The following is a 12861-nucleotide window of genomic DNA, read 5'->3' as shown; positions in this document are numbered from 1 at the left end:
ATGCTGGAGCGTTACGGAAAAGGCGTAAATATCAAAGCATGTTTGCATGAGGCGCTGGGGCGCCCTATGCAACACGTAATTGGGACATAGCCTTCGATAAAGGCACCAATTACTTTCTCGTGGAGCTCAATGGAACGAGAGAAGCAGATGGTTTTGCGAGCCAATCGCTTGATGCGCGTTCTGAGCGTCAGGTTGTTACGCTCGATACGCTGGGTGAATATCTTCCCGGTCAGATGCATCTCGCTCGGCACCTCTCTGGCATAGCCTCCCCAGTCATCACTGGTGATAAAGCCTATCTGGAACGGAGAAAGCAGGCTCAGCAACCGACGGCATGTCTCATCGTTGCGTGGGCCAAAGGTATATGCCACGACTCGTTTTCTCTTGGTATCAAAGGCATACCAAAGCCAATGTCGATGCTGTTTATTGCCAACATAGGCCCATTGCTCATCAAGTTCACAGATAAGCGCCACGTCATCGAGCACCACCTTTTCGGAGGTTACTTGCCTTGGTGTGAGCATTTTAGGGCGCGTATGACGGTGTTGATGTCAATCTTGAGGACGCGAGCAGTATCACGAACACCTGAGCCGTTGAAGGCCATATCAACAATCTTGTCTTTGACGCCAGGCTTGCGGGTTTCATAGGTGTAGGTGAGCTGAAACACGTGCGGACAGACGGGGCAACGATAGCGAAAATGGCTGGCAGGGGTCTTCCCATGGCGATATACGTGGTCAGAGTTGCAGCGAGGGCAGTGAACGGTGATGGATGCCATGAAGCTATGAGTCTCAAAGGCACCCATCATACCAGCTCAACCGTTCGGAGGCATCACCAAAACAAAGTAAAAGACTCGGCTATTGACTAAGTTGATAGAAGGCGAAGCATAAAACAGCGTCAGTTTGATACGACAACATCGCATGGGACCCGGATCATGGACAGAGCGCAGGGCGCAGCCCCCTTTTCATTGCAAGTGGATCTAAGGCAGGTGGTGTATGCCCTGTCAGCCTCGCTGGATCTGGTGGGCATTGGCGATGTGGCCCACGGTAAACGGGTCGGGATTATGGCTGCCGAGTGCAGCCGGGAGCTGGGGATGAGTGAGGCCGAACGCTGTCTGCTGTTCGAGTTGGGGGTGCTGCATGATATCGGTGTCTCCTCGACCATCACCCATCACCATCTGGTCAGCGAGTTCGATTGGGAGTCCTCCCAGCGCCACTGCGAGGTGGGATATCAGCTGCTCAAGGATTTCCGTTTGCTGGCCCCACTGGCCCTGCCTATCCGTTATCACCACACCCACTGGCACCTGCTGCGCGAGATGGCTGATGTGGACCCCAATGTAGCCCGTCAGGCCAACCTTATCTTTCTGGTGGATCGCTGCGATGCGTTGGCGGCGCCCTACTATGGCGATGGTTCATTGTTGATGCATACCAACGAGATCCGCGCACGCCTGCAGGATTTCCGTGAGGAGTTCTTTGCCCCCGAGCTGGTAGATGCCTTCCTCAAGGCGTCTCGCTCTGAGGCATTCTGGCTGCAGCTGGAAGCGCGCTCCATCAATGATTACATGCTGGAGATGCTGCAGGTGCGGGAGCCTTGCCTGACCTTCAACGGGGAGCTAAAAGCGCTGGCGCAGATCTTCTCCGGCATTGTCGACGCCAAAAGCCCATTCACGATGACGCATTCACTCGGTGTGAGCAGGTTGTCTCGGGCATTGGCCGAGCAGATGGGAGTCAGTGCCATCCATTGTGACATGCTGGAGATCGCCGGTTTGCTGCATGATCTGGGTAAGCTCAGGGTGCCGGACGAGACCCTCGACAAGCCTGCCTGCCTGACGAAAGAGGAGCGGGCCATCATCAATACCCACAGCTTCGAGACTTACCAGATCCTGCGTCATATCGAAGGGTTTGAGGAGATTGCCTGTTGGGCGGCCTATCACCATGAGGAGCCTGATGGGGAGGGCTATCCGTTCCACCTGCCGGCATCCGCCATGGCGCTTGAAGCGCGGATCTTGCGGGTCGCTGATATTTTTCAGGCAATGGTGCAGGACAGACCTTATCGGCGCGGCCTGCCTGCCCGTGACGCATTGACCTTTATGCAGCAACTGGCGGATCAGGGGCGGGTCGATCCCGCTGTGGTAGCGGTGCTGGCCGATCACCTGCCGCAGATGATGATGGCAGCCATTCCGGATCGCGAGCCGGATCATGCCATCAATTGAGGGAGAGGCTGGCCGCTGACTCATACCGCCGCGAGCCAGCTATGCTTGGAACAAGCCGAGCATGGTGCCGGTACCGGCGCACAAGACGCCAGCTTGATGGACTACCGTAGGGGAGCAGATATGGAATCGCTAAAAGCCAAGGATTATATGCAGAGCAGACCCATCACCTTCACTGCCGACATGATGGTGCAAGCTGCGGTCGAGAAATTTCTGAACAGTCATCAGCTCGGTGGCCCGGTGGTGGATGGGCAGGGCCATCTGATTGGCTGGATCTCCGAGCAGGATTGCATCGCAGTGCTGCTTAAAGAGGCCTATCACTGCGAACAGGTGGCGCAGGTCAAGGATGTGATGCGCAAGGAGGTGTTGTCGGTGGGGCCAGATACCAGCATTTTGAGCCTGGCGGAGATGATGATGGGGCAAAAGCCGAAAATCTATCCGGTAGTGGAGGAGGGGCGTCTGCTCGGTGTCATCAATCGCCACAACGTCATGCAGGCCATTCACGCCCAGCTCACCACCTGTTTTGTCCATCACTCCCACGGTTAACCCTGTTTTTCTCTCTCCCAAGGCAAGCTTCGGCTTGCCTTGGCTATTTCATATGCTGCCATTTATTCATGTTATGCCATCTTACAAGGATTGTTCTGTCATGTTTGGGGATTGGCCAATCTCTCTGTCTTCCCATATATAACGCTACGTTATGGCTTGCACCGTTCCCGCTCGCTCTTTAGGATCGCTCCCAGCTTATCGATATGGCCCCTCTGGGCACCTATTTAAGGAATTCGTACCTTGTCTCTCTCTATCGAGGCGCTGCGCCGCCGTCTCTCTGCCTGCATGAACCTCGACGCCCGTCGCCTTTCCAGCCGTCTGCACGGGGTCAAGAAGCTGCCTGAAGGCAAACAGGCTGCCGTGCTGGAGACCATCGCTGCCGATCTGGATGCCGCGCAAGCGCGCTATCAAACCCGTCTGGCCGGAGTACCCAAGGTGACTTATCCGGACAACCTGCCGGTCAGCCAGAAGCAGGCTGAGATCGCCAAGGCCATTCAAGAACATCAAGTGGTGATCATTGCAGGGGAAACAGGCTCGGGCAAAACCACCCAGATCCCCAAGATCTGTCTGGCGCTCGGGCGCGGGGTGAAGGGCTTTATCGGCCACACCCAGCCACGCCGTTTGGCAGCCCGCACCGTCGCGGCCCGTATTGCCGAGGAGATGGAGTCCGAGCTTGGCCACTACGTGGGTTACAAGGTGCGCTTTACCGATCAGGTGAGCGAGCAGACCCACATCAAGCTGATGACCGACGGTATCCTGCTGGCGGAGATCCAGAATGACCGGATGCTGACCCAGTACGACACCATCATCATCGATGAGGCCCACGAGCGCAGCCTCAATATCGACTTCATCCTGGGCTATCTAAAGCAACTACTGCCCAAGCGCCCCGATCTCAAGGTGATCATCACCTCGGCCACCATCGACCCGCAACGTTTCTCCCGCCATTTCAACAAGGCGCCGGTGATCGAGGTCTCCGGCCGCACTTATCCGGTGGAGGTGCGCTACCGTCCACTTACCAGTGACAAGAGCGAAGGGCTGGAAGAGCGCGACGAACTGCAGGGGATCTTCGATGCGGTGGAAGAGCTGGCCCGCGAAGGGCTCGGGGACATCCTTATCTTCATGAACGGCGAGCGGGAGATCCGCGATACTGCCGATGCCCTGCGCAAACTCAACCTGCGCGACACCGAGGTGCTGCCGCTTTACGCCCGTCTTTCCAACGCCGAGCAGAACAAGGTGTTCCAGCCCCATGCAGGGCGACGCATCGTGCTCGCCACCAACGTGGCTGAGACCTCGCTGACGGTGCCAGGCATTCGCTACGTTATCGATCCGGGCACCGCCCGCATCAGCCGCTACTCCTGGCGCACCAAGGTGCAGCGCCTTCCCATCGAGCCGGTCTCCCAGGCCAGTGCCAACCAGCGTAAAGGGCGCTGCGGCCGGGTGGCGGATGGTATCTGTATCCGCCTCTACTCGGAGGAGGATTTCAATTGCCGTCCCGCCTTTACCGACCCCGAGATCCTGCGTACCAACCTGGCCTCCGTCATCCTGCAGATGCTGGCGCTCGGCCTTGGCAATATGGAGGCGTTTCCCTTCGTCGAGCCACCGGAGTCGCGCCATATCAAGGACGGCCTGACCCTCTTGAAAGAGCTGGAGGCGGTGCGCGAGCTGCCCGCCACCGGCGAGCGCGAAGCCAAGTTGCAGCTGACCGAGACCGGTCGCCAGCTCTCGCGCATCCCCCTTGATCCGCGTTTGGCGAAGATGGTGATCAGCGCGGCGCAGACCGGCTGCCTGAGCGAGGTGATGGTGATCACCGCGGCCCTCAGCATTCAGGATCCCCGCGAGCGGCCCATGGAGAAGAAGCAAGCCGCTGACGAGCAGCACAGACGCTTTGAGGACAAGGATTCCGACTTCCTTGCCTTCGTCAATCTGTGGAATTACCTGAAAGAGCAGCAGGATGCCCTTGGCAGCAACCCGTTCCGCCGCATGTGCCAGAAGGAGTTTCTCTCCTACCTGCGGGTGCGTGAATGGCAGGACATTCACTTCCAGCTGCGTCAGACGGTCAAGGAGCTGGGTTTTAAAGCCAACCATGAACCTGCAGATTTCAAGACGGTGCACTGCGCGCTGCTGACCGGACTCTTGAGCCATATCGGCAACAAGGATCTGGAAAAACCGGAGTTTCTCGGCGCCCGCAACGGCCGCTTCCACCTGTTCCCGGCCTCGGGTCTGTTCAAGAAGCCGCCCAAGTGGGTGATGGCCGCAGAATTGGTGGAAACCTCGCGCCTCTACGCCCGTATCAACGCCAAAATTGAGCCCGAGTGGGTGGAGCCGCTGGCAGGCCACCTCATCAAGCTGCACCACAGCGACCCCCACTGGTCGAAGAAAAACGGCGCCGTAATGGCCAAGGAGAAGGTGACCCTCTATGGCCTGACCCTGGTCAATGAGCGCACCATCAACTTCAGCCGTATCGATCCGGCGCTGTGTCGTGAGCTGTTTATCCGCCGCGCGCTGGTGGAGGGGGATTTCGAGACCCGTCACCGTTTCTTCAGCGATAACCGCAAGCTCTTGGCCGAGGTGGAGGCGCTGGAGCACAAATCCCGTCGGCGCGACATCCTGGTGGATGACGAGGATCTGTTCCGCTTCTACGATGCCCGTTTGCCGGAGGAGGTGATATCAAGCCGTCACTTCGACAAGTGGTGGAAAGAGGCGCAAAAGCGGGATCCCGAGCTGCTCAACTTCGAAAAAGAGATGCTGATGAAGGGGGATGCCGCCCACATCAGCGATCTCGACTACCCCAACTTCTGGCAACAGGGGCGCCTCAAGCTCAAGTTGACCTATCAGTTTGAGCCGGGTGAGGCGGCGGATGGTGTGACCCTGCATATTCCGCTGCCGCTCCTGAATCAGGTGGAGGTTAAGGGGTTTGAGTGGTTGATCCCCGGGCTGCGTCACGAGCTGTTGGTGGCCCTTATCAAGTCGATGCCCAAGCCGATGCGCAAGAACTTTGTGCCCGCGCCGAACTATGCCGATGCGCTGCTCGCCAGCATCAACCCCGAACAGGGGCCGCTACTGGACGAGATGGAGCGCCAGCTGCGCCGCATGACCGGCGTGACCGTGCCCCGAGAGTCCTGGGACTGGGCTGCGGTGCCCGACCACCTGAAACTCACCTTCCGGGTGGTGGATGACAAGCACAAGAAGGTGGCGGAAGGCAAAGATCTGGAAGCCTTGAAAGAGTCGCTGCGCGGCAAGGTGCAGGAGACCCTGTCGCAAGTGGCGGACGATGATATCGAGCAGTCCGGTCTCACTCTGTGGAGCTTTGGCGAGCTGCCGCAAGAGTACAGTCAGAAGCGGGGCGGGTTCGAGGTGAAGGCCTATCCGGCCTTGGTAGACGAGAAGGATTCGGTCGCCATCCAGCTGGTGGAGAGCCCGGTGGTGCAGCAGCAGCTGATGTGGGCCGGTCAGCGTCGGCTGGTACTGCTCAACGTACCATCGCCCATCAAGTATCTGCAGGAGAAGTTGCCCAACAAGGCCAAGCTGGGGCTCTATTTCAACCCGTTTGGCAAGGTGGCGGAGCTGATTGATGACTGTATCGCCTGTGGCTGCGACAAGCTGATCGAGCAACATGGCGGGCTGGCCTGGGACGAGGCCGGTTTCGAGGCGCTCAAGGAGTTTGTCCGTGCCGAGCTCAACGATGCAGTGGTGGAGGTGGCCAAGCAGGTGGAAGCCGTGCTGACCCTCTCCCACGAGATCAAAAAGCGGCTCAAGGGCAAGATGCAGCTCGATACCGCTTTTGCCATGTCGGATATCCAGCAGCAGCTCGGCAACCTTATTCACAAGGGCTTTGTCACCGAGACCGGTTGGCAGCGGTTGCCTGATTTGCTGCGCTATCTGCGCGCCATCGAGCGTCGTCTCGAGAAGCTCGCCATCGATCCCAACCGGGATCGGGTCTACATGCTCAAAGTGCACAGCGTGGAGTCGGAGTACAAGGCGCTGCTGGCCAAGATCCCCAAATCCCAGCTTATTCCCACCGAGGTGGTCAATATCCGCTGGATGATTGAGGAGCTGCGGGTGTCGTTCTTCGCTCAGAATCTGGGGACCCCTTATCCGGTCTCCGATAAACGGGTGCTTAACGCCATCGCTCAGTGCTAAGCTGCTATCTAACTGTTTTAACAGCATGATAGCGGGTGATGAGAAGGGGTCGCCGGTCAGGTAGCCCCTTCAAACCGCAAATCAGGGAGGCAAGGATGCTGGGGATCTGGTTGAGTGTGGCGCAGGTGGTGATCAGCGGTTATCAACCCATCGCGGAACAAACTTGGGTGCAGTTGAACCCGGAATATTACCCGCTGGCGCGCACGCCGCCTGCGATGTTTGTGGCCTGGCGTGGCAATCAGTTTCCGCCGCTGGCCCAAAAGCAAAAGCACGGTCGCTGGCAGATCCTCTTTCCAGCCAGGTTAGTGCCCCCCTTCGATCTGTTCGAGGGGGAGGCGCAGCTCTCCAAAACCTATCTGGCAAGGCTGCGGCGCATCGACGAGATGGCTTACGGGGTCGTCCCCGGGCAGGTTGTTGCGGCTGGTGCAATCGTGCAGCAGGGGAGTGGTTCCCCTGCTTATCACGCGCAACCTATCGCTCCCTTTATTGCCGAGTTCCGCACACCCCAAGACGCGTTTGGTGGTGTTGATATGCCCAGCGACCCCGACGAGAGCGAACCTCTGCTCGCTCAGCTGGGGGTGACCTTTCGCACTGCGGGGATGAGTGGTGCCCAAGGGGATGAGGGAGTAGCGAGCACCGATATGGCGCTCGCCAGCCACACGGCTAGCTTATCCGCAGGCAGTGACGTCATGCTTACCCTCTCGGCTCCTGCGGCCGGCGGTCCACAAACTGTGTGTCATCAGGTCGCCGCAGGGGAGACCCTGTGGCGCATTGCCAACCAGTTATCCAGCGCCCGGGGAGCCGATACCTACAGCTATTTGCTGGCGCTGGTGGCAGAGAATCAGCCGCGGCTTGGCAAGAGCATTCGGGTCAGAACGGGGGAGGGACTCTACTGCCCGCGCGCCGAGACCCTGGCGCGGTTTGATGCTCTGAGCCCAGCCCAGCGTCAGCAGCAATTCGCCCGGTTGGAGCAAGGGCGCTAAATGCAGAGTCGGTACCTTGTATCCGAATTTGGCCCGTGGTAGTATTCGCGCTCGTTTTGCGAGGTGCTGACCGGTCGCAGTTAGCACCATAAATTCATCCAAAAGAGATACATACTATGTCTTTCGTATTCCAAGCTGAAGTCCGTTCTGACCTGGGGAAAGGTGCGAGCCGCCGCCTGCGTCAAGCTGACCAAGTTCCTGCCATCGTTTACGGTGCAGGCAAAGAAGCCCTGTCCATCACTGTTGACCACAAGAAAATGATCCTGGCTCAAGAGAAGCCGGAATTCTATGAGTCTGTACTGACTCTGGTTATCAACGGTGAAGAAGTTAACGTAAAAGTGAAAGCTATCCAGCGTCACCCGGTACGTTACAAGCTGATCCACCTGGACTTCGTTCGCGTTTAATAGCGAACCGTCAGGTTGAAGAAAAGCCACTCTCAGGAGTGGCTTTTTGCTATCTGGCATCTTGTGACAGGCTGAAAGGACTTTACCTGATAAGCCAGCAATGCGGTTATCCCAGCTGGCTAAGGGCCTGTTGACAGCGCTGCTCGGCGGCATCCAGCTCCAGCAGCACCATCCTGATATCTTCCATCTGCTGTTGCAGTGTCTCCCGTTTCTCCTCAACCAGTCCCAGCATGGTTTGTAACTGGGTGCGGCTGCTCTTGTCGGCATCATAGAGATCAAACAGCTCTCGGATCTCGGCGAGGCTGAACCCGAGCCGCTTGCCGCGCAGGGTGAGCTTGAGGCGAACCCGATCCTGCTTGCTGTAAATGCGGGTTTGTCCCTCTCTGGCTGGATTGAGCAACCCCTGATCCTCGTAGAAACGGATACTGCGCGTCGTAATATCAAATTCCCGGGCCAGCTCACTGATGCTGAAGCGCCGTCCTTCATCCTTGTTGTTCATACAGACTTCTTGGCGAACTAAATCCTGTCTGCACCTTACCTAAACGTAAACTGCACTGCAACTCTTGTTCCATTGCGTCAGAACCCCTATGTTATGGCCATGTAACAAACAGAGGCAGGCAAATGGATATTGCAATTGTGGCGGCAAAACGGACTCCGATGGGGGCGTTTCAGGGGGCATTGGCAGAGGTCACTGCGCCTGAGTTGGGAGCCTGTGCCATCGAGGCGGCACTGCAGCAAAGCGGGCTGCGTCCGGAGCAGGTCGATGAAGTGTTTATGGGCAATGTGCTGGCTGCGGGCGTGGGGCAAGCGCCAGCTCGGCAGGCGTTGTTGAAAGCAGGGTTGCCAGATAGTGTGCCTGCTACCACGGTCAACAAGGTGTGCGGATCCGGCATGAAAGCAGTGATGTTGGCGGCGGATACCATCCGCCTTGGTGACAACAGGGTAGTGGTCGCGGGGGGGATGGAGAGCATGAGCCGTGCCCCCTATCTGCTGGATAACGCCCGTAGCGGCTTTCGGATGGGGCATCAAAAGGTGCTGGACCACCTCTTCCTCGACGGTTTGCAAGATGCCTATGATGGCCAGCTGATGGGGGTACATGCCCAGCGCAGCGCCGATCTGGCCGGTTTGACCCGCAGTGCCATGGATGAGTTTGCCTTGGCATCATTGCAGCGGGCCCGCGATGCGCAGCACGCCGGTGCGTTTGTGTCCGAGCTGACAAGCGTCTATCGCGGTGAGTGCTTGTTGCTGGCTGAAGACGAACAACCCGGCAAGGGCAGACCGGAGAAGATCCCGACCCTGAAGCCTGCCTTTGGCAAGGAGGGCACTATTACGGCGGCCAATTCGAGCTCCATCTCGGATGGTGCGGCTGCGCTGATATTGATGGATGGCGCCACGGCGCAAGCTTGGCAGGTACCAGTGCTGGCAAGGATCGTCGGATATCAGAGCCACGCGGCATTGCCCGCCGAGTTTACCTCTGCACCCATTGGCGCCATTTCACGCTTGCTGTCGCGTCTGGCATGGTCGGTGGAAGAGGTGGATCTCTTTGAGATCAACGAGGCCTTCGCCATGGTCACCATGCTGGCCATGAGCGGGGTCGGCATCCCTCATCACAAGGTTAATGTGCATGGTGGGGCCTGTGCGCTTGGTCATCCGCTGGGGGCGAGTGGCGCACGAATTCTGGTGACGCTGATCGCCACGCTGCGGCAACGGGGTTTGCGGCGAGGCGTGGCCGCGCTCTGTATCGGGGGCGGGGAGGCGACCGCTATCGCGGTCGAGGTGGATGACGAGACGAATTAATTGGTGGCTTCCATCGCCAACAGTTGTTCCGTGACCCAGGTGGTGGCGGCCAGATAGAGGTGACTCACCTTATCCTCGCTCAGCCCCAGGCGGGCTGTTCTGGCCGTTACCCGCGACCAGTTGGCGCTCTCGTAATCTTCACAAAACGCGAGGTAGAAACCCAGATTGCCTTTGCGCTCCAGCAGCGCCAGCCGAATATCGTCGATAAGAGGGATAGTGCCGAGCAGCTTGTCCATCGGCTGCTCCATCAGTACATCCAGCAGGGAGAAGAGACCGGTGATAAAGGCTTGTTGTGCCTGCTGGCTCGGGGCGTGGGCGTGGGCCAGCAGCTCACAGAATCGGGCACGGATCATCGACATCTGGTAGAGCTCGGCACTTTTCCCCTTGCCTGCATTGGTCGCGGCCACCAGTGAAACAAAACGCTTTAGCTGGGTATTGCCCAGGTATATCGCAGCCTGGCGAAACGAGGAGATGGGGTTGGCATGGCCTTTGAGATGATTGACATAGCGCAACAGCTTGAGGGAAAGGGATATATCCTGACCGAGCAGCTGCTCAATCTTGTTGATATCAGGCTCTGCCTCGTTGACCACGTTGAGCAACTGCATCACCACGACTTGCGCCGGCTCCATGGTGGCTTGCTTGACCATCTCGGGTCGGCTGAAGAAAAAGCCCTGGAACAGCTGGATCCCCAGCTGTTTGACCCGCTCGAACTCCGCCTTGTCCTCTACTTTTTCCGCCAGATAGGTGAGCCCCAGCGTCTGATGCCGCTGGATAAACACTTTGATCTGCATCAGGGGGGTGGCACGAAGATCAAACTTGATGATGTGGATAAAGGGGAGGAAGCGCTCCCAATCCGGTGACATGGTGAAGTCATCGAGTGCCAGCTGATATCCCAGCTTGTGCAGCTGTTTCACCTTTTCCAGCAGGGCATCATCCGGTGGGGAATCTTCCAGGATCTCAATCACCACTTTTTCGGGCGGCAGGCACTCTGCCAATCCCTCCAGCAGCAGTGAGTGGGGGAAATTGATAAAGCAGGGGCGGCCGCCCAACAGCTGATCGATATTTTGTTGCAGGAACTGTTCGACCACCAGGCGTGACGTCGCCTGTTGGGAGGAGATGCTCGGGAAGACATTATTCAGACTATCGCGAAAGAGCAGCTCATAGGCATGAGTGTTGAGGTCTCTGTCGAGGATCGGCTGTCTTGCTACGTAGGAATACATGCCTTGCTCCAGTAAAGGTACTGGGTTGATTTTATGGTGTTGCAGAACACTATGCCAGTGTTCACCTTATTGAGTAAGGCAATAATTGGCATAGCGTTTTTTGCAGGGAAGGAATTTAGAAGAGATAGCTCAATTGTGCACCAGCCAGCCAGGCATCCCCTTCGGAAGTGCCATCAAAACGGGATTGATAGTTGCCTAGGGTGAAGCTTTCATGCACGTCTACTTTCTTGCCATCGAGCATGGTCAGCCCCAGATCCACGGTCAGGTCGGGGGTGAACTGATACCCCATCCCCAGGCTGTACCAGAGCCGATCTGCATCGGGGATCGAGATAGTGCGATTGGCTGCAGGCACCGGGCTCTGATCATATGCGAGACCGGAGCGCAGTTGCCATTTGGCATCCAGTTGATAGGTCATCCCCAGAGCATAGCGCCAGCTATCTTCCCAATGCTCTTCTTTAATTGGTAGGGTGCCCAGATGAGCGAGATTGGCCGTTAACGATGTAAACTTGCTCCAGTCAGTCCAGTTGATGCTGCTATGGATCGCCAGTTTATCGTTTATCTGCTGGAAGAGTGCCAGCTCAGCCGTCGCAGGCAGCGGCAGCACCAGATTGCCTTGATCGCTGATGCTTACAAATGTACCCGGCACCACTGGCTTACTCAGGGTCGCATCCCCCTTGAGCTTGAGATCAACGCCATTGCGGTAGGAGAGACCTATCCGGGTTCGCTCGCTGGGGGTTAACAGAATACCTGTGTTCCAGCCCAGTTCGCGGCCATCGCCTTTCACATGTTTGGCAATGACGCTTTGACCATTGGTGAGGGTGGTGGGATAGGTGCCGCCTACTTCCCCTTCACCCTGAATGAGAGATAGCCCCACCCCAATGGAGAGCATGTCGCTGACGCGATAAGCCAGCGCACTCCCCAAATCGACGGTTCTGATGTCAGAGACATTACCGAAATGACCGGCATGATAGCCCTGCGGCATCTTGATCCCCAAGCCGTAGTGAGAAGTGGCAGATAATCCCATGCTCAGACGCTCGTTAATCGGCGCAATGAAATATAGGTTCGGGATCCAGGCATCATCTGCGATATCGTTGGCTATGGCATTCTGGGTGCCGAAATTGTCGCGTACCTGACCGCCGATATTGACATCCGGTTTCAGGTAGATAACGCCACTAGAAAGAGTAGTGCTACGAAAACGGGTGATAGCACCGGGATTGCGGCCCAAGACTGAGGCATTGTCCGCAATAGCGGCCTCTCCAGCAAAAGCGCGGCCAAGACCCGTCGCTGATTGTTCTGATAACTGGTAGCCCGCGGCATGGGTCTGACCCGCGATCACCAGCAGGGCGATGGCGGACGGTTTGATGATGGGATGCATGGCAAAATCCTTGCTGTTACTCGAAGGTTCAATCGGTCATATGAATGGAGGCAGGATTTTATATGGTATGACCAGTAAGGCAACGGTAATGGCCAGTATCAGGATAAAACAAGATTAAATGCTGGGATGATGCACTCTAATAGATTGATTAGAAAAGAAAAATAAACACGTGTGTGCTACATGTGTGCGCTGAGAT

The 12861-nt window shown here is 57.3% G+C and carries 9 protein-coding genes and 1 pseudogene; 6 read left to right on the top strand and 4 right to left on the bottom strand.

Going from position 1 to position 12861, the window contains the following annotated elements:
• Nucleotides 1-83: 83 nt before the first annotated feature.
• Nucleotides 84-769 (bottom strand): annotated as a pseudogene (locus AB5Y85_RS11460) (IS1 family transposase); the annotation flags it as partial.
• 156 nt (nucleotides 770-925) lie between these two features.
• Between AB5Y85_RS11460 and AB5Y85_RS11455 the strand changes: the two are divergent.
• The 5 genes from AB5Y85_RS11455 (at nucleotide 926) to rplY (ending at nucleotide 8273) form a co-directional block, all read left to right on the top strand.
• Nucleotides 926-2203, top strand: coding sequence for an HD-GYP domain-containing protein (locus AB5Y85_RS11455; RefSeq protein ID WP_257687760.1), 1278 nt, complete (start codon nucleotides 926-928; stop codon nucleotides 2201-2203).
• 120 nt (nucleotides 2204-2323) lie between these two features.
• Entirely contained in the window at nucleotides 2324-2746 is a 423-nt protein-coding gene (locus tag AB5Y85_RS11450) for a CBS domain-containing protein (RefSeq protein WP_021230185.1), read from the top strand.
• 240 nt (nucleotides 2747-2986) lie between these two features.
• Nucleotides 2987-6886: an ATP-dependent RNA helicase HrpA gene (hrpA, locus tag AB5Y85_RS11445; RefSeq protein WP_257687761.1), complete on the top strand. Its 3900-nt coding sequence runs from the start codon at nucleotides 2987-2989 to the stop codon at nucleotides 6884-6886.
• Nucleotides 6887-6981: 95 nt separating this feature from the next.
• On the top strand, nucleotides 6982-7869 hold the full coding sequence (locus AB5Y85_RS11440; RefSeq protein WP_257123083.1) for a hypothetical protein: 888 nt from the start codon (nucleotides 6982-6984) through the stop codon (nucleotides 7867-7869).
• Nucleotides 7870-7985: 116 nt separating this feature from the next.
• Nucleotides 7986-8273, top strand: coding sequence for a 50S ribosomal protein L25 (gene rplY / locus AB5Y85_RS11435; protein ID WP_005333252.1), 288 nt, complete (start codon nucleotides 7986-7988; stop codon nucleotides 8271-8273).
• 106 nt (nucleotides 8274-8379) lie between these two features.
• Here the strand turns inward: rplY and AB5Y85_RS11430 are convergent, their stop codons facing one another.
• On the bottom strand, nucleotides 8380-8772 hold the full coding sequence (locus AB5Y85_RS11430) for a MerR family DNA-binding transcriptional regulator (RefSeq protein WP_005360322.1): 393 nt from the start codon (nucleotides 8770-8772) through the stop codon (nucleotides 8380-8382).
• A 122-nt stretch (nucleotides 8773-8894) separates the two neighbouring features.
• On the opposite strand from AB5Y85_RS11430, the gene AB5Y85_RS11425 reads away from it, so the two are divergent.
• Complete coding sequence (locus tag AB5Y85_RS11425) at nucleotides 8895-10070, top strand: thiolase family protein (RefSeq protein WP_257123081.1); 1176 nt, start codon at nucleotides 8895-8897, stop codon at nucleotides 10068-10070.
• On the opposite strand, the gene AB5Y85_RS11420 is transcribed toward AB5Y85_RS11425, so the two are convergent.
• On the bottom strand, nucleotides 10067-11290 hold the full coding sequence (locus tag AB5Y85_RS11420) for an EAL and HDOD domain-containing protein (RefSeq protein ID WP_257687762.1): 1224 nt from the start codon (nucleotides 11288-11290) through the stop codon (nucleotides 10067-10069). The two genes, AB5Y85_RS11425 and AB5Y85_RS11420, sit on opposite strands and share 4 nt — an antisense overlap.
• Nucleotides 11291-11405: 115 nt before the next feature.
• Nucleotides 11406-12665 carry an outer membrane protein transport protein gene (locus AB5Y85_RS11415; protein WP_257687763.1) on the bottom strand — a complete coding sequence of 420 codons (1260 nt, stop codon included), beginning with the start codon at nucleotides 12663-12665 and terminating at the stop codon, nucleotides 11406-11408.
• Nucleotides 12666-12861: the final 196 nt, after the last annotated feature.

The organism is Aeromonas sp. R3-1 (genome assembly GCF_040908345.1).
GTDB lineage: Bacteria > Pseudomonadota > Gammaproteobacteria > Enterobacterales > Aeromonadaceae > Aeromonas > Aeromonas veronii.
This window is presented reverse-complemented; position numbering and strand designations above follow the sequence as displayed.